This window comes from Pseudomonas sp. FH1 (genome assembly GCF_000510895.2).
In the GTDB taxonomy this organism is placed as follows: Bacteria; Pseudomonadota; Gammaproteobacteria; order Pseudomonadales; family Pseudomonadaceae; genus Aquipseudomonas; species Aquipseudomonas azotoformans_A.
Genome location: NZ_AOHM01000113.1, coordinates 78,932 through 98,433 on the forward strand (window position 1 = coordinate 78,932; position 19,502 = coordinate 98,433).

Below are 19,502 nucleotides of genomic sequence, written 5' to 3' on the forward strand. Positions count from 1 at the left end.
GAAACGTTTCTTCACGCACAAAAACCGATAGGCAAGCGCTTGCGTAAAGAAATGTTTCTACATTAGAGTCGGGCCACTGACGACAAAAATAATAAAACCAGGAGCTCATTCATGAGCCTTGAACCCTTGCTTGAAATGCAGGGCATCAGCAAAACCTTCAACGGTTTGCGCGTGCTCAAGAATGTCGGCCTGAAGGTCTACCCCGGCGAAATCCACGCCTTGATGGGGGAGAACGGCGCCGGCAAGTCCACGCTGATGAAAATCCTCTCCGGCGCCTATCAAGCCGATCCCGGCGGTGAAATCCGCATTGCCGGCGAACCCATTACCTGTTTCGACCCCGCCACCGCGAAAACCCTCGGCATTGCCGTTATCTATCAAGAACTGAGCCTGTGCCCCAACCTGAGCGTGGCCGAGAACATCTACCTGGGCCGCGAACTGCGGCGTGGCTGGACCATCGACCGCAAGGGCATGGAGGCGGGGTGCATCGAGGTGCTGCAACGTCTCGGCGCCGAGTTCAAACCCGCCACACGGGTCAGCAGCCTGTCGATTGCCGAGCGCCAGTTGGTGGAGATCGCCCGCGCCCTGCATGCCCACGCCAAGATCCTGGTGATGGACGAGCCGACCACGCCGTTGTCATCCCGCGAGACCGACCGGTTGTTCGCGCTGATCAAGCAACTGCGCAGCCAGGGTCTGGCGATCATCTATATCAGCCACCGCATGGCCGAGATCTACGAGCTGTCGGACCGCGTTTCGGTACTGCGGGACGGCCAATACATCGGCGAGTTGACCCGCGACGCGCTGTCGGCCGAAGTGCTGGTAAAAATGATGGTGGGCCGCGACCTGTCAGGCTTCTACAAAAAGGAACACGCCGCCTACAACCCCGGCAACCTGGTGATGCGCGTGCGCGACATGGCCGACGGCAAGCGCGTGCGCCATTGCAGCTTCGACCTGCATGCCGGTGAAGTGCTGGGCATTGCCGGGCTGGTCGGGGCAGGGCGCACCGAGCTGGCGCGGCTGATCTTTGCCGCCGACCCACGCACCTCGGGCACCTTGGAAGTGGTCGGCAAGACCGTCACCCCACTGCGCACGCCGGCGGACGCGATCCGTGCCGGCGTGGTCTACCTCACCGAAGACCGCAAGGCCCAGGGCCTGTTCCTCGACATGAGCGTGGCGGACAACATCAACGTCTGCGCCTGTGTGCCGGATGCGCATGCCGGTGGCGTGCTGGATCGCGGGCATGCCTTGCAGCGCTCGAATGACGCGATCAAGTCGCTGTCGATTCGCGTGGCGTCGGGCAAGGTGAATGTCGGCGCGCTGTCCGGTGGCAATCAGCAGAAGGTGTTGCTGGCGCGACTGCTGGAGGTCAAGCCGCACGTGCTGATCCTCGACGAGCCTACGCGTGGCGTCGACATCGGCTCCAAATCCGAGATCTACCGCATCATCAATCAATTGGCCCAGGCCGGTGTCGGCATCGTGGTGATCTCCAGCGAGCTGCCGGAAATCATCGGCACCTGCGACCGCGTGCTGATCATGCGCGAAGGCCAGCTCGTCGCTGAAGTCGGCGGCGCCTCCGGCCAGGCTATTTCCCAGGAACGCATTATTGACCTCGCCACCGGTGGCGATCAGGTGGTTGCCCATGGCTGAGTTGAATATCGCGACAATCGGTAAAGCAGAACGCGCACGCGAGTTGATGCGCACGGTGGGCATGTTGCCGGTGCTGATCCTGCTGCTGGTGGGTTTTGCCCTGGCCAGCGAGAACTTCCTGACGGTGCAGAACCTGTCGATCATCACCCAGCAGGCGTCGGTGAATGTGGTGCTGGCGGCGGGCATGACCTTTGTGATCCTCACTGCCGGTATCGACTTGTCGGTGGGCGCGATCCTGGCTGCTTCAGCAGTGGTGGCGTTGCAGGCATCGATGTCGCCGCAGTTCGGCATGTTCGGGATTGCTGCCGGTATCGGCTTTGGCCTGCTGCTGGGGTTGGTCAACGGCGGCTTGATCGCCTTCATGCGCCTGCCGCCGTTTATCGTCACTCTCGGCGCGCTGACGGCCATGCGCGGTCTGGCGCGGCTATTGGCGGACGACAAGACCGTATTCAACCCGGACCTGCCGTTTGCCTTTATCGGCAATGACTCAGTGCTCGGCGTGCCCTGGCTGGTGATCATTGCCGTGGCCGTGGTGGCGCTGTCGTGGTTCATCCTGCGCCGCACGGTGATGGGCGTGCAGATCTACTCGGTGGGTGGTAACCCGGAAGCGGCGCGCTTGTCGGGGATCAAGGTGTGGAAAGTGCTGCTGTTCGTCTACGCCATGTCCGGTGCGCTGGCCGGATTGGGCGCAGTGATGAGCGCTTCGCGGTTGTTTGCCGCCAATGGCCTGCAACTGGGGCAATCCTATGAGCTGGATGCGATTGCAGCAGTCATTCTCGGTGGCACCAGTTTTACCGGCGGCGTCGGCACCATCGGCGGCACGTTGATCGGCGCGCTGATCATCGCCGTGCTCACCAACGGCCTGGTGCTGCTGGGTGTGTCGGATATCTGGCAATACATCATCAAGGGCATCGTGATCATTGGCGCGGTGGCGCTGGATCGTTATCGCCAGTCCGGTGCGCGGACCTGATTCCTACAACAATCACAAGAGAGACCCGCATGAACCTTAAACGTATCTTTCCCGTCATTGCCTTGGCTGCCCTGATGTCCCAAGCCGTCGAAGCCCGTGAGTTGAAGGCCCTCGGTATCAGTATGGGCTCGCTGGGCAACCCGTATTTCGTGACCCTGGCCGACGGCGCAACCGCTCGGGCCAAGGAGCTGAACCCCAACGTCAAGGTCACTTCGGTGTCGGCTGACTACGACCTGAGCAAGCAGTTTTCGCAGATCGACAATTTCATTTCGTCCAAGGTCGACCTGATCCTGATCAACGCCGTCGACCCCTCTGCCATGGCCTCGGCGATCAAGAAAGCCCGCGATGCCGGCATCGTTGTCGTCGCCGTGGATGTGGACGCCAAGGGCGTGAACGCGACCGTGCAGACCAACAACGTCGAAGCCGGCAAGCTGGCCTGCCAGTACCTGGTGGACAAACTCTCCGGCAAAGGCAACGTGATCATCCAGAACGGCCCGCAAGTCACCGCCGTGACTGACCGCGTCAAAGGCTGCAAGGCCGCGCTGGCCGCTGCGCCGGATATCAAGGTGCTGTCCGACGACCAGGACGGCAAAGGCTCCCGCGAAGGCGGCTTGAACGTGATGCAGGGTTACCTCACGCGCTTCCCGAAAATCGACGGCCTGTTCGCGATCAACGACCCGCAAGCCATCGGCAGCGACCTGGCCGCCAAGCAGCTCAAGCGCAGCGGCATCATCATCACCTCGGTGGACGGCGCGCCGGATATCGAGAATGCCTTGAAGACCGAGACGCAGATACAGGCGTCGTCCAGCCAGGACCCGTGGGCCATGGCGCAGACCGCAGTGAACGTGGGCAATGACATTCTCAATGACAAAGCCCCGGCCGAAGCGGTTACCCTGCTCACGCCCAAACTGATCACCCGTGACAACGTCGCTACGTACAGCGGTTGGTCGAGCAAACATTGATCCACTGAGAAGGAACAGCGTCGTGGTCACCATGGATGACGTGGCAAGCAGGGCGGGGGTGTCGACGTCGACGGTGTCCCACGTGTTGAACGGCACCCGCAAGGTCAGCCCGGCCACCGTACTGGCGGTACAGCAGGCGATCCAGGCGTTGGGCTACATTCCCAACACCCTGGCGCGCTCGTTGGCCCGGTCGAGTACCAACACCATTGGCGTGGCGATCTCGGCGTTGTCCAACCACTATTTCAGTGAGACGGTGCACGCGATTGAAACCGCGTGCGCCCAGCACGGCTACATGATGCTGTTTGTCGACACCCATGATGATCCGGAGCAGGAGCTGAAAGTGGTCATGGCGCTGCATCATCGGCGGGTCGATGGGATTGTGCTGGCGCCTTCAAACGGCTCAAAGGCCCTGGATTATCTGCGCACCAACGAAATTCCAGCGGTGCTGGTGGACCGCATGATGAGTGAGCACTTCGACCAGGTTGGGGTGGAGAATGCCCAGCCTACCCAGGTGCTGGTTGAACACCTTATCGCCCATGGTCATCGGCGGATCGGCTTTATCGCCGGGCGCGAGGGGTTCAGCACCACCGATGAGCGTGTCTCCGGTTACCGCGCCGCATTGCAGGGGGCGGGGCTGGTGTTTGATCCGGAGCTGCTGGTCAATGGCGGCTCCAATACTGAGCCTGCGCGCCAGGCCACGGTGCAGTTGCTGGGCCTGGCGGCACCGCCGACGGCGATCATGGCCGGCAACAACCTGATGACCCTGGGCGCCATGCAGGCCCTGCGTGATGCGCAGATCGACGTGCCGGCGCAGATGGCGCTGGTGGGTTTTGATGATTTCGACTGGGCGGATTTTTTCGTGCCGCGCCTCACATTGATCGCACAGCCGGTGCAGGCACTTGGCGCCCAGGCGGTGAACCTGTTGTTGCAACGCATGGCATCGCCCCACGCGCCGACCCGGAGCCTGCGCTTGGCGCCGACCCTGCAATGGCGTCATTCATGTGGCTGTAATGGAGTGGAATGACCCCGTATGAGCAATCCCGTTTCCCTCGGCATCGACCTCGGCACCTCGGAACTCAAGGCCATCCTCATGGACCTCGACGGTAAGGTGCTGGCCCATGCCGGCGTGCGCTTGAGCGTGTCGCGGCGTCATAGCGGCTGGTCCGAGCAAGACCCGCAGGATTGGTGGCAGGCCTGTTTGCAAGCGCTGGCCCAGTTGCGCCTGCATGAGGCATTTGCGCGTGTGGACTGTATCGGCCTGTCCGGGCAGATGCACGGCGCGGTGTTGTTGGGGGCGGATGATCGGGTGTTGTACCCGGCGATTCTGTGGGATGACTCCCGTGCGGTCGCCGAGGCCGAGCAGTTGGGCCCGGAACTCTCCGGCATCACCGGCAGCTTGCCGATGGCCGGGCTGACGGCGCCGAAACTGCTGTGGCTGCAACACCATGAACCTGAAGTGTTCAGGGCCATTGACTGTGTGCTGTCACCTAAGGACTACCTGCGGTTGCGCCTGAGTGGCGAACGCATCAGTGAGATGTCGGATGCTGCCGGCACGTTATGGCTGGATGTGGCACGACGCGCGTGGTTCGCTCCCATGCTGCGCGCTACGGGACTTGCGCCGGAGCAAATGCCCCGGTTGATCGAAGGCGGTGCCGCGAGCGCTTGTTTGACGGCGATGGACCTTGGGTTGTCGGCTGACGTCGTGATCGCTGGCGGCGGTGGCGACAACCCGGTGGCGGCTGTCGGAATCGGTGCGATCAATGCTGGCGACGGCTTCATCACCCTCGGCACCAGCGCAGCCATCGTCGCAATCACCGACCACGCCGCCGGCAACCCGGCCAGCGCCGTGCACAGTTTCTGCCATGCGCTGCCGAACCGTTGGTACACCATGGGCGCCATGCTCGCCGGGGCCAGTTGCCTACGCTGGGTCACACGGCTGACGGGCACTGCGGATGAACAGGCGTTGCTCGACCAGGTGCAGGCGCAATTGCCGATCGAACAACCCGTGCCACTCAGCACGCCTTTGTTTCTGCCGTACCTTGCCGGTGAGCGCACCCCCCACAACGACCCACTGCTGCGCGGCGGTTTCATGGGCCTGGGCCACGACTGCACACCCGCGATGCTGGGTTATGCCGTGATGGAAGGCGTGGGTTTCGGTTTGCTGGATGCGCTGCGCGCCGTGCAATCGGCCGGCGCCGACGTCGGGGCCTGCGCCTTGGTGGGCGGCGGGGCGCGCAGCGAATATTGGGCGCAGTTGCTGGCCAACATCCTGCAGCGGGAGATCTTCACGTTACACGGCAGTGAGTTGAGTGCCTGCATCGGGGCTGCGAAGCTGGGGTTTCTGTCGATCGGGCAGGGGGAAGGGTTGTTGGAGGCGGGGATGGCGGTGAAGGCGCGATATTTTCCGGATGCCAAGCAGCAGGTGGTACTGGAAGTGCGTTACCGCAAGTTCCAAGGCTTGCTTACTGCGGCAAAAGCGATGCATGACTGACGGCTGCCGCTTCCTGTGGCGAGCAGGCTTGTTGTGGCGAGCGGGCTTGCCCCGCGTTGGGGCGCGAAGCGGCCCCTGTCAAGACCACCGCAGTGTGTCAGGCAATACCGCATTGCCTGGACTTGGGGCTGCTTCGCAGCCCAACGCAGGGCAAGCCTGCTCGCCACAGGAAACCTGTTCATTTATTCATCAGCTCGCGCAATACCGTTTGTAACGGCGTCGCCCCTTTGAGCACCTGATCATGTTCAAAACAAATCCACCCTTCATTGAACCCATCCACCATGCGCATGCGCGGCAGTGGGTTCTGCGCACCTTGCGAACGTAGCAGCGCTTCCCAGGTGTCACGCTCAACCACCTCGGCGTGCACGTCGCGGCCCAGCAATTGCGCAAGGGTGCGGGCGATATCGTTGGGGCTCACCCATTGGCCTTCCAGTTCCACCACACGCTGGCCGGCCCAGTCCTGTTGCAGCAACTGCGCCGCTACGCTGCCGATATCCGCCGTGGCGATCATCGGCACGGCTTTGTCCAGCGGTTGCAGGAAGCTATGGATCACGCCGGTGTCGCGGGCTGAGATCACGTCGTACAGCGAGTTCTCCATGAACCACGCCGGGCGCAGGAAGGTAACGGGGATGTCGAGGGCGCTGAGGGCTTGCTCCATCAAGGTGCGCTGGGTCAGCAGGTTGACCTGCTCAGCCTGGGCGCCGATGGTCGACAGGCACAGCACTTTCGGCGGTGCGGCGGCTTGCAGGGCCTGGCTGACCGCGCTGATCACGGCGCGGGCCTCGGGGAAGCCGGGTTGCGGATCAAAGCCTGGCGGCGGCAGGATGAACACGCCGGTCGCGCCGGTGAATGCAGCCGTCAGCGCTTGAGCATCTTCCATCTCTGCAAACATGACTTCGCAGCCCAGGTCAGCCCAGTAGGCTGCCTTGCCTGCATCACGCACGACCGCGCGCACCGGCTGACCCGCCTTGATCAGATTATGCGCCAGAGCGCCGCCGACTTTGCCTGTGATTCCCGTAATGACGTACATGAGCGTTCTACCTGTTGTTCCAAAGAGTGGTGCCAGGATAAACAGCGCTCAGTCATGACGGAATGCTCGCTCAGGCATTGCGCTAGTGACTCAAAATCACTAATCCCCCAACGGCGGCAGCCGGCGTTTCACCGGGGTTTTCTTGACGATGGCAGTGTTGGTTTCGGCGTAGGCATTCAGCTTGTCGAGCAAGCTGTCCAGATGATCCATGGTGCGCACATGCAGGCGTGCGATGAAGCAGTCGTCGCCGGTCACCTTGTCGCACTCGGTGAATTCGGGAATCGCCTGGATCTGCCGTTCCACCTCATGCAATTTGCCGGGCAGGGGGCGGATGCGCACGATGGCTTGCAGCAGGTAGCCGAAATGCTTGGGGTCGATGTCGACGGTGTAGTGGGTCAGCACGCCGCGTTCTTCGAGACGGCGCAGGCGCTCGCCGACACTGGGCGAGGACAGCCCGGTAATGCCGGCCAGGGTCTTGAGGGACAGGCGCGAGTCGTCCATCAAAGCCGCGATGAGTTGCTGGTCGATGGTGTCAATCATGGTGTCCACCTAATAAGTAAAGGCAATCCAGCGATTTGGCCTTTTTTAGGCGCTGGAGCCGCTGCTGAGCAGATTGCCATAATTGAGCCTCACTTGAGGAGCTTCAATCATGGACACATCCATCCGTCGCGGGTCGTGGGAAATGATCGCCGCCATGCTGATCTCGGGCACCATTGGCTGGTTTGTATTAGTGTCTGGCGTGTCGGTGATCGAAGTGGTGTTTTGGCGTTGCGTGATCGGCGGGCTGACGCTGTTGCTGGTCTGCGCACTGTTGGGTTACTTGCGCCTGGACCTGCTGAGCTGGACCAAGCTGGGCCTGGCGATGCTCAGCGGCGTGGCGATTGTCGGCAATTGGTTGCTGCTGTTCGAATCCTATTCCCGTGCGTCGATTGCCATCAGCACGGCGGTGTACAACGTGCAGCCGTTTATGTTGGTGATGCTGGCGGCGGTGTTCCTGGGAGAAAAGATCACCGTGCAGAAACTGACGTGGCTGGGCGTGGCGTTCTTGGGCATGCTCGCGATTGTCACCGCCCATGGCGACCAACCGACTGGCGACGACTACTTGGTCGGCATCGCCCTGGCGCTGGGCGCGGCCTTTCTGTACGCGATTGCGGCGCTGATCATCAAGCGTCTTAAAGAAGTACCGCCGCATTTGATGGCGTTGATCCAGGTGACCACCGGCGCGCTGTTACTCGCGCCGATGGTGCCTTGGAACAGTCTGCCGGCCACCCCCAATGCCTGGACGGCTTTGGTGACGCTGGGTGTGGTGCATACCGGTTTGATGTACGTGCTGCTGTACGGTGCGATCCAGAAACTGCCCACGGCCATTACTGGCGCGCTGTCGTTCATCTACCCGATTGCGGCGATCTTCGTCGATTGGATCGCCTTCGGGCATCGTCTGGGCTGGCTGCAATGGCTGGGTGTAGCGGCGATTCTACTGGCGGCGGCGGGGTTGCAGCGGGGCTGGTGGTGGCCCCGCTCCCAGAGGGTCAGTGCGTACCCTGGAAAATGATGTTTTCCGGGTTGAAGTGCTCCACTGCGCTGCCCGGCTGCGGCAAGCCAAGGATGTGGCCCTTGATCTTGCCCACGACGTGCATCTCGCACGGCTTGCAGTCGAACTTCAGGGTCAGCACTTCATCGCCGTGAATCAGTTGCATCGGCGCGACCTTGGTCTTCACGCCCGTGACACCCTTGGCCTGTTTAGGGCACAGGTTGAACGAGAAGCGCAGGCAGTGCTTGGTGATCATCACCGGCACTTCGCCGGTTTCTTCATGGGCTTCGAAGGCGGCGTCGATCAGCTTCACGCCGTGACGGTAATAGAAATCACGGGCTTTCTGGTTGTAGACGTTGGCCAGGAACGACAGATGCGCTTCCGGATAGACCGGCGGCGGGGTGGTCTCGGCTTTGCGTCCACCACGCGGGTGAGCGGCCACACGGGCAGCGGTCAGCGCTTCGATCACTTCGCGGCGCAAGGCCTTGAGCTGTGAGTTGGGGATGAAGAACGCCTGCGGCGCATCCAGTTGGATGTTGGTCGCATGGTATTCGGTGGTGCCCAGTTGGCCGAGCAGGTCGCGCAAAGTATCGAGCGCCTGCTCCGGCTTGTTGGCCACGCCGAACGGGCCGGGCAGGGTGACGCTGGCACTGATGCCTTCTTCGCTTGTAGCGGTGACTTCCAACTGTTCTTCACGCAGGCGCGCGGCCCAGGTCAGGCCGATACGGCGCTCGGATGAGGTCTTGAGCAGCGCCTGTTGCCAGTTGTGGTCCAGGTTACGGTTCAGCGGATGATTCGGGCGCAACTGGTGTAGCCCGGCCGGCATTTCATTCGGCTCGACGCGGTAGCGGTAGCGCTTCTCGCCGTCTTCCTCGAACTCGCCTTTAGGCTCGGCGATGTTGGCGCGGAAACCCACCACTTCGCGCTTGATCAGCACGTTCAGGCCATCGCCATTGGACAGCGGCTCATGGGTGACCACTTGCAGGTCACGCTTGCCGGCTTTTTCCACCACTCCCACCGGCAGGCCGGTGAACGTTGGAGTGTCGAAGGCGCCGATGTCGACCTTGCGATCGGTAACAAAATAGTCGGTGCTGCCACGGTGGAAGGTTTTTTCCGGGTCCGGCAGGAAGAAGTGCGCGGTGCGGCCGCTGGAGGCGCGAGCCAGGTCCGGGCGGTCTTCAAGCACGTCATCCAGGCGCTGGCGGTAATAGGCGGTGATGTTCTTCACATAGCCCATGTCCTTGTAGCGGCCTTCGATCTTGAACGAACGCACGCCCGCTTCGACCAGCGCACGAATGTTGGCGCTCTGGTTGTTGTCTTTCATCGACAGCAGGTGCTTTTCAAAAGCCACGACGCGGCCCTGGTCATCTTTCAAGGTGTACGGCAGGCGGCAGGCCTGGGAGCAATCGCCCCGGTTGGCGCTGCGGCCGTTCTGTGCGTGAGAGATGTTGCACTGCCCGGAAAACGCCACGCACAAGGCGCCGTGGATGAAGAACTCGATGGCGGCATCGGTTTCGTCGGCGATGGCACGGATTTCCTGCAGGTTCAGCTCACGGGCCAATACCAGCTGCGAAAAACCAGCCTGGTCGAGAAATTTGGCGCGGCCCAGGGTACGAATGTCGGTCTGGGTGCTGGCGTGCAGCTCGATGGGCGGAATATCCAGCTCCATCACCCCCAAGTCTTGCACGATCAACGCGTCCACACCCGCGTCGTAGAGCTGATGGATCAGCTTGCGCGCGGGTTCCAGTTCGTTGTCATGCAGGATAGTGTTGATGGTGGTGAAGACGCGCGCGTGGTAACGGCGGGCGAATTCCACCAGGGACGCGATATCGCTCACGTCGTTACAGGCGTTATGGCGCGCGCCGAAGCTCGGGCCGCCAATGTACACGGCGTCGGCGCCATGCAGGATCGCCTCGCGCGCGATGGCGACATCGCGGGCAGGGCTGAGCAATTCCAGGTGATGCTTGGGCAAGGACATAGTTTTTTTAGTCAGGCTTGTCACGGTTGAGGCGGGCATTGTAGCGATGAAAATCCCTACAAGCATCCGCGCATTGTCCTATTGTGACCGCTGGCGAAGCTGACTCAGGCCTTGGCGGCCATCGCAGTGACTTCCACGCGCATGCCCTCTACCGCCAACGCGGCAACGCCAACCGCCGCACGCACGGGCCAGGGCTTGGCAAAAAAGCGCTTGTAGACCTCGTTGAAGGCGCCGCGATCGGCCATATCCGTCAGATAAATGGTCAGGTGCATCACCCGGTCCATAGAGCTGCCGGCCTTTTCCAGGGCGACTTTCAAGGCTTGCAGGGTGCATTCGCTTTGCAGGGTGATATCGCCCAGCTCCAGGCTGCCATCGGCGCGGGTCGGGATCTGGGTGGACACCAGGATGCCGTTGAAGCCGATCACATCCGAAGAAATCGAATCGGCATCGGGATCCGGGGTGTAGTGCAGGTCGTGGTTGGCCATGGGCGCCTCTCATTGGCAGGTTCAGAAAGGCGCCCATGGTCCCCGAAAAATACCGCAGGGGCAAACTACGCCCAGCGACGGAACAATACGCTGGCATTCACGCCGCCAAAGCCGAAGCCGTTGGACAACGCGTATTCAATCGGCATCGGCCGGGCTGCGCCGCGCAGCAGGTCCAGGCCGTTCGCAAGCGCGTCGGGGTTTTGCAGGTTGAGGGTGACCGGGGCGACCTGATCACGCAGGGCGAGTACGGTGAAAATGGCTTCGATACCGCCCGCAGCGCCCAACAGGTGCCCGGTGACAGATTTGGTCGAGCTGATCGCCGGGCTGCCGTTGGCGCCAAATACCGTCCTGATCGCGGCCAGTTCGCCTTTGTCGCCTACCGGTGTGGAAGTCGCGTGAGCGTTCAAGTACTGCACCTGGGCCGCCTCGATTCCGGCCTGGCGCAAGGCTTGCTGCATGGCGCGTCGCGCACCGTCGCCGTCTTCCGGGCCGGCCGTCATGTGATAGGCATCGGCACTGGTGCCGTAGCCCACCAACTCCGCAATCGGTTGTGCGCCACGTGCCAAGGCGTGCTCCAGTTCTTCGATAACCAGGATGCCGGCTCCTTCGCCCATGACAAAACCGTCGCGCGCCTGATCGAATGGCCGCGAAGCCAATTCGGGTGTGCCGTTGAAGTCACTGGACAGCGCCCGCGCCGCCGCAAAACCCGCCAGGCTGACCCGATGAATCGCCGCTTCCGCGCCGCCGCACACCGCCACATCGACTTCACCGGCTCGAATCATTCGCGCCGCATCACCGATGGCCTGCACACCTGCGGCACAGGCGGTCACCGGCGCACCCAGCGGGCCTTTCAAACCGTAATTGATCGACACATGCCCAGCGGCCATGTTGCTCAAGAAGGACGGGATGGTAAACGGCGATAAACGCCGTGCGCCTTTGCTGTCAGTGGTGCGTACTGCATCGGCAATCGCCGGGAAACCGCCAACACCAGACGCAATGATGGTCGCCGTGCGTTCCTGTTGTTCCACTGTGTCCGGCGCCCAGCCGGCCTGCTTCAAGGCTTCATCCGCCGCCGCCAGCGCGAACAGGATAAAGCGGTCCATCTTGCGTTGTTCCTTGGCCGCCAGCAGGCGATCCGGGTCAAATCCGGCTTCAGGGTCCTGCAGGTTGCTTTGTACCTGGCCACCGATGCTGACCGCCAAATCACCGATCAACTCTTCAGGCAGGCGACGGATGCCCGATTGCCCGGCCAACAGGCGGCGCCAGGTGGATTCCACGTCAGCGCCCAACGGCGTCAGCGCGCCCATGCCTGTCACAACGATGCGTTTACTCATGATCAATCGACTCCGGTTGCGGTGAGGGAACAGACTCTATGGACGTCACTATCATCATGAAAGTAACATGGCATCACACACATTTGCACTGACCCACAGGAAACGCCATGCAACGCAAGTCCCTCATCAGCGACGAATGCCCGATCGCCCGCAGCCTTGAGCGGGTAGGGGAGTGGTGGAGCATTCTGATCATGCGCGACGCCTTGCACGGCCTGCGCCGCTTCGACGAGTTCTCGCGCAGCCTGGGCATCGCGCCGAATATGCTGACGCGCCGTTTGAATGGCCTGGTGGAGGCGGGGATGTTGGAGCGGCGGCCCTACAGCGAGCGACCGCCACGCTACGAATATGTGCCGACGGCCAAGGGTGAGGACTTCAGTGTGGTGCTGATGTCGCTGGTGGCCTGGGGCAACCGGCATTTCGCCGAAGAAGGCCACAGTGTGGAAGTGGTGGAGCGTGCGACCGGTTTGCCGGTGCAGCCGGCGATGGCGAATGCCGCAGGCCAATGTGTGCCGTTGGACCAGTGCACGATCCAAGCCGGTCCAGCCGCCAGCGCAGGGATGCGCCAGCGGTTGGGGGCGATGCCGGATTGATTAGAGCAAGGTGAACGGATAGTCGACGATCAGCCGCAACTCATTCAGGTCACCATCACGTTGGTCGGCGTTCGATGCCACGATCGCATCGCGGACACGCAACGACAGGTTTTTCGCCGGGCCACTCTGGATCACGTACTTGGCCTCCAGGTCGGTTTCGTGGTGCGCGCCGTCGGCGCCGTAGTCGCCCACATAGGCGCTGTGATCTGGCGTATGGGTGCCATTGATGTCCGAGCCGTTGATGTAGCGGCCCATGAAGCTCAGCCCTGGCACGCCATAACTGGCCATGTTCAAGTCATACCGAATGCCCCAGGACTGTTCGCCCGGCCCGTTGAAGTCCCCCCACTGCACCGAGTTGGCCAGGTACACCGAATCGCCGCCTTCGCCCGCGCCGTTGTTGCCGGTGCCGATGTAGTCAAACGGCGTGTCGCCATGCACTTTCTGGAACGACAGCGTCAACGTGTGCGCCTGCAGGAACGAGTACGCCGCCGCTAGTGAGTAGGTGGTGTTGTTGATCGCGCCGGCCTTGGCGCTGCCAGTATCGAGGGTGCGATAGAGGTTGCCGTCCAGCGCGAGTGACTGGTCATGGGCCAGCGGGATCACGTAGTTGAGGTTGGTGTAGTACTGGCGCCAGATGTCTTCCAGTTCACCGGCATAAACGGTTGCGCTCAGGGACGGGCTGAAGGTGTATTTGCCACCGACGAAACTGGCACTGTTGGCGGCGATATTGGCGTAGGTCGCGTAGATATCGTGGTCATGGTTGCTGGTCATGCCACTGTTGGTGCTGGTGAAGTGTCCGGCTTCCAGGTCCAGGCCGGCGATTTCACTGCTGGTCAGGTCGAAACCGGTGGCGGTCTGCGGCAACAGGCGGGTGCCGCCGGTGGCGAAGACCGGGGCGGTGGGTTGCATGTCACCGAATTTGAGCTGGGTCTTGGAGATCTTGATCTTCACCGCCGCACCCACGGAGCCGTAGGCGTCTTCGGGGTCGCCATGCCGGTCGGTCGGTAGGTTGCCGGTGCCGGCGTCCGCGTGGGTGGCGTCCAGTTTCAGCCCGCCGTAGGCGTAGGCATCCACGCCGAAGCCGATAGTGCCCTGGGTGAAGCCCGAGGCGTAGTTGAGCATCGCGCCCTGGGTCCAGTCTATGTTATCGGCCCGGCCACCTTCGCGATTACGGTTCATGTAGTAGTTGCGCAACAACCCGGTGACGCTGCTGCCTTCGATAAACCCCTTGGAGTCCGCCTGGTCGGTGACCGTTTCGGCAAACGCCAGTTGACTGATACTGGCACACACCGCCAGTGCTAACAGGCTCGACTGTTTAATCATGTTGTAACTTCCCCGGGAGAATGAACGCGCGCACAGAAACACCGCACTGATTGGAGGGTGCATAAAGGTGTATGGGCAGATGTTTGCAGGTGAGCTGTTACGGTTTTTTATTGTGTTCGGCGTGGTTGCCGAGCTTGATTCTAAGCCCAGTCTGCGGGGCCTGTAGCGGGCCAAGGGATGAAACTCGATTAATTAAACTTCACTATTTTTAATCGGCTGCGGGTGTAGCGTGGACGCTGTCTTAGCCGCTCTGCTTCGACAAAATCCTTTGGTTGCCGCCGCAGATTCTGCGGCGGATTTTTTTGCGTGGCCGGGTTAGTTGAACTCACCTATGCTGCGCGACACCATTGGCATCCACCCTTCGAGACGCTGCATGAGCCTGAAATCCACCCACCTGCCGGCCTTGATCGCGTTCGAATGCGTGGCCCGTCATATGAACTTCGCGCGGGCGGCGGCCGAGATGGAGGTCACGCCCACGGCGATGTCCAAGACCATCAGGCAGCTCGAAGCGCAATTGGGCGTGCGCCTGTTCAACCGCACCACGCGCAGCGTGGCGTTGACCGAGTCGGGCAGCCAATTGCTCGACACCTTGGCCCCGGCCCTGGAGCAGATCCGCTTCTCGGTGCAGCAGGTACACGACACCGCCAGCCGCCCGTATGGCGCGTTGAAAATCAACAGCTCCTACGTGGCCTACGCCTCGCTGATCGAACCCCATGTGGCGGCGTTTCTCGCGCAGTACCCGGACATCAGCCTGGATATCGCCCTGGACAATGGCTTGAGCGACATCATCGGCGCAGGCTTCGACGCCGGTATCCGCCTGGGCCAGGCTTTGCAGCGTGACATGATCGCGGTGCCGCTGGGGGCGTCGCAGCCGATGGTGGCCGTGGCCACGCCGGAGTACCTGGCACGCTCGGCGCCGTTGAACACACCTGAAGACCTGCTGGCCCACGACTGCATCCATCAGCGTTTGAGCAGTCGCGGGCCGCTGATGGATTGGACGTTTCGCATCGGCAAGGCCAATGTCGAGCTCCAGGTGAAGGGACGCCTGGTGCTGGATGAGATGCGCACCACCTTGTCGGCGGCGCGCCTGGGGTGTGGCGTGGCCCTGGTGTTCCGGCCGTTTGCCCAGGCGGACATCACCAGCGGCGCGTTGGTAGCGTTGCTGGAAAAATACGCGGCGCCCGCCGAGACCTTCCACCTGTATTACGCCAACCGTGCGCAAATGCCCGGAAAGCTCCGGGCATTTATCGACTTCTTCCAGGCGCGTAACCGTCAGGCCACCGAGTAGCCGCCGTCGGCCAGCAGGGCGTGACCGGACACGTAGCTGGCATCTTCCGAGCCCAAGAACGCCACGACCGTCGCCATCTCTTCAGCCGTGCCGAAACGACTGGCCGGCGTGCTGGCGGCGAACGCCTGTTGGGCTTCTACCGACGGCCAGATCCCGCGATGGTGGAAGGGTGTTTCGATCAGCCCTGGGCACAGCGCATTCACCCGTACCCCTTGCTTGAACCACTCGATGGACGCGGTCTTGGTCATGCCCACCACGGCGTGCTTGGTGCCGATATACAGCGCGGCATTCTCGAAACCGATCACGCCGCCCATGGATGCATTATTGATGATGCTGCCACAGCCCTGTTCCAGCATCACCTTGGCTTCGTACTTCATGCAGTTGAAGACGCCACGCACATTGGGTTCGAACACCAGGTCGAAGCGCGCGTTGTCCTGCTCGATCAGTGGTGCGAACACGCCTTCGGTGCCGGCATTGTTAAAGGCGATGTCCAACTGGCCGTAGGTGTCCACGGCAAACTGGACCATGGCAATGATGTCGGCTTCGCGGGTCACGTCGACCACGATAGAGGAAGCGATACCGCCCTGGGCGGTGATCTCGGCAACCACGTCGTCCAGCTCGCTCTGGCGGCGGGCAGCGGCAACGATCTTTGCGCCGCGTTGAGCCAGGACAACGGCGGCCGCACGGCCAATGCCAGAGCTGGCGCCGGTGATCAGCGCGACTTTGCCTTCAAGCTGGCGGGGAGTGGATAAGGTCATGGAAAGCTCCGTTTGTGTGCTGCGCAATGCGGTGTGCTTGCGCTATGGGCACAGGTTACGGTGGATGATTACCCTGGATAATCCACGTAATAGTTAACGAGTTATGAGCTTCATGTTCATAGTTGGACCGTCATGGAATAAAACCCGCGCCCAGGGCGTTTGGAGAGGAGAACCTTCCTACCTCAAATTGGCCTTAACGATGCCGGATGACACAAAAACAAGGCAACGCGTTGCCCGTGAATTCATTTTAGAAAAGCACATGGACGCCATTGAGCGAGCCTCGACCAAAGGCAACTTCTCCATCAGTTTCAGATCGGCTGGCCGCGCTACGCTCCTGGCTTTAGAGCGTGGCGCAGCCGCCAAGGGCCATAACATCCTGGAAAAAACCATCAAGCAAAGCTCCCTCGCCAAGGCATATGGGCCCGACAAGGCCAACGACTTGCTGCTGCGCCTGCGCACCGCCGGGCTGGAGGGTTATGTGGGTCATTGGGACCCAACGGGACTGGTCGGCGTTTACCTCAGTGGCGACCTTGAGGATGACACGTCGATCCAACCCATCGACGTCAAGAACCTGGAAGGCAGCCTCGCGGCACTCAAGCTGCTCGGGAACTGGCAGAAGAAGGCTTTCACCGGGGATTATGACGCGCACGACATCATCACCTTCCGTGGCGCAGGACGGCCACGAACCGTGCTGGCGGGCTCCATTGAAGAGCAGCAAGTGATCGATTGCATCAACCGCGAAGTGGCACTGGATGACAGTAACCGGCCATTCGCCGTGCGCCAGCACAATGTGTTGCGACATGGCCCGCAGGTCAATTACCTGTCCTACATGGTCAGCCATGAAAAAGATAATGTGCAACAGGCCGGCGGTGTCTCCGGGGCCGTCGCCAGGCCAGGCGAGTTTCCGATTGCGGCGGTGCGCAAGAACACTTGGACGATCATCAACGACATCACGCAATTGGCGCAGTACTACACGTCATTGGGGGCGGTGATGAAGGAAAGTTGGCAGCCGGAAGGCGTCAGAACATTTGTCGACCAACCGGGACTTCCCGGCATTGTAAGGCTGGGGCGGCGTGGCGAGTGAAGAGGAGGGGGGATCCCCCCTCGTTCTGGCGTGAGCCTTACTCTTTTACATCCATGAATTCTTCAGCCCACGCCACGTAGTTTTCCGGCAGCGTGTAGGTGTGCGTCAACTCGGTGGCACTGAGGTTATCGGTGCTGTGGGTCAACTGGCGTTGGGCACGCAGGCTGTCATAGGTCGCCTTGATCGCGGCAAAGTAAGCGCCGTGGCCGGCAACCACCACACGCACGCCGAGACTCGCCAAGCGCTTGGCGTCATTGAGCTTGGGATTGCCGTAAGTCACCAGCATCAGTGGCACCGTCAGGTTCTCTGCAATCTTCTCCAGATGCTCGAAGTCCGCTACACCGACCATGCAAATCCCATCGGCGCCGGCTTTCTGATACGCCAGGGTGCGCTCGATGACGGCTTCGGTCGGCAACACACCGGCATTGGTCCGGGCAATGATCGACAACTCAGGATCAACACGGGCTTCCAGCGCGGCGCGGACCTTGCCGATGCCTTCTTCAATGGAGATCAGGTCGGTGGACTTGCGGCCAAACTGCGCGGGCAGCAACGTGTCTTCAATGGTCAACGCGGCCACACCGGCACGCTCAAGCTCTTCGACGGTGCGCATCACGTTCAGCGCGTTACCGTAGCCGTGGTCGGCGTCGGCAATGAACGGCAACTGGGCAACACGCCCGATACGGGTGGCTTGCTCAACGAACTCACTCAGGGTGATCAGCGCGAAATCGGGTGCGGCCAATACTTGTAACGACGCAACGGAGCCACCGAGGATGCCGACTTCAAAACCCAGGTCAGCGGCAATGCGCGCCGACATCGGGTCAAAGACGGATGCGGTTTCAACGCAGGTTGGGGTGGCAAGCAATTCACGGAATGTGCGGCGCAGGGCTGAGTGAGAAATCTTTGGCATGGGCTTTCCTGGTTCTGGTCATCGTCTTGTGACGATCAATGTCTATTCGTGGTGGGGCGAGATTAACATGTGGGTGGAGGGGAGATGATGACGTTTCAGCATTAGGGTGGGGCTAATGCAAGGATGAGCTGATTGAATTCCAGAAATGCAGTTAGAGTGGTCAGCATTGCCTCAAGTGCTGCGTGAAAAATGAACTCTCCGCTTTTTGTTTCTCTGGACGGGCCTAAAGGCACCGGCAAAACCACGCTGCTGGAGGCCGTAACGGCAGCGCTGAGGGCAGACAATATGAAAGTCATCCGGCTGTGCGAGAGAAAAAGCGATCCGTACAGAAGGGAAACCATGGCGCGTGTTAACGAACTGGCCAGGAATTCTTCGCGGGACATGGAATGGGCTGTGTGCGAACGCTTTGCTGACAGTCGTAGCTGGATTTCCCGGAACGTGCTGGCCCAGCAGCCGCGGGGCAGCATTATCCTGATGGATCGCTGGTATCCGTCTGATGCTGCGTTTCGACACACCATCCCATTTGCAGAGATTCTCCAGATGAATCTGGGGCGCAACGTGCGAGTGCCGGATCTGCATGTTGGAGTCGTCACCGCGCCGGATATTTCATGGGCAAGGGCAACGGCACGATCACGTGGATTGGGTGGCACGGTGATCCACAAGTACTCAGAGCATGTCGTGTGTACCGAGAGGTTCGAGAGAGCCGTTGCGGATCATGGTTGGGTGCTGTGCCGTAATGAAGGTACGGTCGAAGATGCGGTGAAGCAGGTGGTGGCTGAGATCCAGAAAATAGTGCGTTGATATGAACAGCCAGATACGTAATTTTACAAGTGGGCGATGTCAGATGTTCATGTATCGGTCAAAGCGCTGTTATAGCTGGTTAGCTTTCTATGAATGGGAGTGGGTGTTCATCTATATGTGTTCATGAAGCTTGTTCGTCAAGTACAACGGCAGCAGCGTCTGCTTGGAGATGGGCAACCTCAAATAGGAGGGAAAGACATTGCCGTGGTTCACGAAGAGTCCCGAAATCGCTATGTCCAGCGCCTTGCTCAAATTGTGGAGCCGAATGTTCATAAATTGATGCTCATGACAGACAGCTCTCTAGGGGGCCGCCCCCTTTTTCGGAC

18 protein-coding genes are annotated in these 19,502 nt (G+C 61.1%); 10 read left to right on the forward strand and 8 right to left on the reverse strand.

Annotated features, from left to right (window positions below):
• Window positions 1-111 precede the first annotated feature (111 nt).
• The 5 genes from H096_RS25865 to xylB are packed head-to-tail and all read left to right on the forward strand — an operon-like array spanning window position 112 to window position 6,067.
• Window positions 112-1,644 (forward strand): sugar ABC transporter ATP-binding protein, encoded by a 1,533-nt coding sequence (locus tag H096_RS25865; protein ID WP_033902190.1) that lies wholly within the window; start codon window positions 112-114, stop codon window positions 1,642-1,644.
• Entirely contained in the window at window positions 1,637-2,614 is a 978-nt protein-coding gene (locus H096_RS25870; protein WP_016975702.1) for a sugar ABC transporter permease, read from the forward strand. Before H096_RS25865 ends, H096_RS25870 begins: the two co-directional genes overlap by 8 nt.
• Window positions 2,615-2,643: 29 nt before the next feature.
• Window positions 2,644-3,576 (forward strand): ABC transporter substrate-binding protein, encoded by a 933-nt coding sequence (locus H096_RS25875; RefSeq protein ID WP_033902191.1) that lies wholly within the window; start codon window positions 2,644-2,646, stop codon window positions 3,574-3,576.
• Between the two features lie 22 nt (window positions 3,577-3,598).
• Window positions 3,599-4,600: a LacI family DNA-binding transcriptional regulator gene (locus tag H096_RS25880; protein WP_033902192.1), complete on the forward strand. Its 1,002-nt coding sequence runs from the start codon at window positions 3,599-3,601 to the stop codon at window positions 4,598-4,600.
• A gap of 6 nt (window positions 4,601-4,606) precedes the next feature.
• Window positions 4,607-6,067, forward strand: coding sequence for a xylulokinase (gene xylB / locus H096_RS25885; RefSeq protein ID WP_033902194.1), 1,461 nt, complete (start codon window positions 4,607-4,609; stop codon window positions 6,065-6,067).
• Between the two features lie 178 nt (window positions 6,068-6,245).
• Here the strand turns inward: xylB and H096_RS25890 are convergent, their stop codons facing one another.
• Both H096_RS25890 and H096_RS25895 read right to left on the reverse strand, forming a co-directional pair.
• Entirely contained in the window at window positions 6,246-7,097 is an 852-nt protein-coding gene (locus H096_RS25890; protein ID WP_033902195.1) for an NmrA family NAD(P)-binding protein, read from the reverse strand.
• 99 nt (window positions 7,098-7,196) lie between these two features.
• Window positions 7,197-7,637 carry an Lrp/AsnC family transcriptional regulator gene (locus tag H096_RS25895; RefSeq protein WP_033902196.1) on the reverse strand — a complete coding sequence of 147 codons (441 nt, stop codon included), beginning with the start codon at window positions 7,635-7,637 and terminating at the stop codon, window positions 7,197-7,199.
• Window positions 7,638-7,746: 109 nt separating this feature from the next.
• Between H096_RS25895 and H096_RS25900 the strand changes: the two genes are divergently transcribed.
• Window positions 7,747-8,649 carry a DMT family transporter gene (locus H096_RS25900; protein WP_033902197.1) on the forward strand — a complete coding sequence of 301 codons (903 nt, stop codon included), beginning with the start codon at window positions 7,747-7,749 and terminating at the stop codon, window positions 8,647-8,649.
• Here the strand turns inward: H096_RS25900 and H096_RS25905 are convergent.
• The 3 genes from H096_RS25905 to fabF form a co-directional block, all read right to left on the reverse strand.
• Entirely contained in the window at window positions 8,627-10,606 is a 1,980-nt protein-coding gene (locus H096_RS25905; protein WP_033902198.1) for a U32 family peptidase, read from the reverse strand. The genes H096_RS25900 and H096_RS25905 overlap by 23 nt on opposite strands.
• Before the next feature lie 104 nt (window positions 10,607-10,710).
• A complete protein-coding gene (locus tag H096_RS25910; RefSeq protein ID WP_033902199.1) occupies window positions 10,711-11,091 on the reverse strand; it encodes a RidA family protein in 381 nt (126 codons plus the stop codon).
• A gap of 65 nt (window positions 11,092-11,156) precedes the next feature.
• Entirely contained in the window at window positions 11,157-12,425 is a 1,269-nt protein-coding gene (gene fabF / locus H096_RS25915; protein ID WP_033902200.1) for a beta-ketoacyl-ACP synthase II, read from the reverse strand.
• A gap of 107 nt (window positions 12,426-12,532) precedes the next feature.
• On the opposite strand from fabF, the gene H096_RS25920 reads away from it, so the two are divergent.
• Complete coding sequence (locus H096_RS25920; RefSeq protein ID WP_016975712.1) at window positions 12,533-13,015, forward strand: helix-turn-helix domain-containing protein; 483 nt, start codon at window positions 12,533-12,535, stop codon at window positions 13,013-13,015.
• Here the strand turns inward: H096_RS25920 and H096_RS25925 are convergent, their stop codons facing one another.
• On the reverse strand, window positions 13,016-14,338 hold the full coding sequence (locus H096_RS25925; protein WP_033902202.1) for an OprD family porin: 1,323 nt from the start codon (window positions 14,336-14,338) through the stop codon (window positions 13,016-13,018).
• Between the two features lie 373 nt (window positions 14,339-14,711).
• On the opposite strand from H096_RS25925, the gene H096_RS25930 reads away from it, so the two are divergent.
• On the forward strand, window positions 14,712-15,626 hold the full coding sequence (locus H096_RS25930) for a LysR family transcriptional regulator (protein ID WP_033902211.1): 915 nt from the start codon (window positions 14,712-14,714) through the stop codon (window positions 15,624-15,626).
• Here H096_RS25930 and H096_RS25935 read toward each other — a convergent pair.
• Window positions 15,611-16,384 carry a glucose 1-dehydrogenase gene (locus H096_RS25935; RefSeq protein WP_033902203.1) on the reverse strand — a complete coding sequence of 258 codons (774 nt, stop codon included), beginning with the start codon at window positions 16,382-16,384 and terminating at the stop codon, window positions 15,611-15,613. The genes H096_RS25930 and H096_RS25935 overlap by 16 nt on opposite strands.
• Before the next feature lie 259 nt (window positions 16,385-16,643).
• Here H096_RS25935 and H096_RS25940 point away from each other — a divergent pair, with 259 nt between their 5' ends.
• Window positions 16,644-17,468: a hypothetical protein gene (locus H096_RS25940; RefSeq protein ID WP_206542904.1), complete on the forward strand. Its 825-nt coding sequence runs from the start codon at window positions 16,644-16,646 to the stop codon at window positions 17,466-17,468.
• A gap of 37 nt (window positions 17,469-17,505) precedes the next feature.
• Here H096_RS25940 and H096_RS25945 read toward each other — a convergent pair whose 3' ends face one another.
• Window positions 17,506-18,375: an oxaloacetate decarboxylase gene (locus tag H096_RS25945; protein WP_033902205.1), complete on the reverse strand. Its 870-nt coding sequence runs from the start codon at window positions 18,373-18,375 to the stop codon at window positions 17,506-17,508.
• 189 nt (window positions 18,376-18,564) lie between these two features.
• Here H096_RS25945 and H096_RS25950 point away from each other — a divergent pair, with 189 nt between their 5' ends.
• Entirely contained in the window at window positions 18,565-19,176 is a 612-nt protein-coding gene (locus tag H096_RS25950) for a dTMP kinase (RefSeq protein WP_033902206.1), read from the forward strand.
• The last annotated feature ends 326 nt before the right edge of the window (window positions 19,177-19,502 follow it).

Coding starts and splice junctions, on each gene's coding strand:
- H096_RS25935 (WP_033902203.1), bottom strand. CDS start 16,384: ATGACCTTATCCACTCCCCGCCAGCTTGAAGGCAAAGTCGCGCTGATC.
- H096_RS25905 (WP_033902198.1), bottom strand. CDS start 10,606: ATGTCCTTGCCCAAGCATCACCTGGAATTGCTCAGCCCTGCCCGCGAT.
- H096_RS25950 (WP_033902206.1), top strand. CDS start 18,565: ATGAACTCTCCGCTTTTTGTTTCTCTGGACGGGCCTAAAGGCACCGGC.
- xylB (WP_033902194.1), top strand. CDS start 4,607: ATGAGCAATCCCGTTTCCCTCGGCATCGACCTCGGCACCTCGGAACTC.
- H096_RS25865 (WP_033902190.1), top strand. CDS start 112: ATGAGCCTTGAACCCTTGCTTGAAATGCAGGGCATCAGCAAAACCTTC.
- H096_RS25890 (WP_033902195.1), bottom strand. CDS start 7,097: ATGTACGTCATTACGGGAATCACAGGCAAAGTCGGCGGCGCTCTGGCG.
- H096_RS25875 (WP_033902191.1), top strand. CDS start 2,644: ATGAACCTTAAACGTATCTTTCCCGTCATTGCCTTGGCTGCCCTGATG.
- H096_RS25930 (WP_033902211.1), top strand. CDS start 14,712: ATGAGCCTGAAATCCACCCACCTGCCGGCCTTGATCGCGTTCGAATGC.
- fabF (WP_033902200.1), bottom strand. CDS start 12,425: ATGAGTAAACGCATCGTTGTGACAGGCATGGGCGCGCTGACGCCGTTG.
- H096_RS25940 (WP_206542904.1), top strand. CDS start 16,644: ATGGACGCCATTGAGCGAGCCTCGACCAAAGGCAACTTCTCCATCAGT.
- H096_RS25900 (WP_033902197.1), top strand. CDS start 7,747: ATGGACACATCCATCCGTCGCGGGTCGTGGGAAATGATCGCCGCCATG.
- H096_RS25945 (WP_033902205.1), bottom strand. CDS start 18,375: ATGCCAAAGATTTCTCACTCAGCCCTGCGCCGCACATTCCGTGAATTG.
- H096_RS25920 (WP_016975712.1), top strand. CDS start 12,533: ATGCAACGCAAGTCCCTCATCAGCGACGAATGCCCGATCGCCCGCAGC.
- H096_RS25910 (WP_033902199.1), bottom strand. CDS start 11,091: ATGGCCAACCACGACCTGCACTACACCCCGGATCCCGATGCCGATTCG.
- H096_RS25870 (WP_016975702.1), top strand. CDS start 1,637: ATGGCTGAGTTGAATATCGCGACAATCGGTAAAGCAGAACGCGCACGC.
- H096_RS25895 (WP_033902196.1), bottom strand. CDS start 7,637: ATGATTGACACCATCGACCAGCAACTCATCGCGGCTTTGATGGACGAC.
- H096_RS25925 (WP_033902202.1), bottom strand. CDS start 14,338: ATGATTAAACAGTCGAGCCTGTTAGCACTGGCGGTGTGTGCCAGTATC.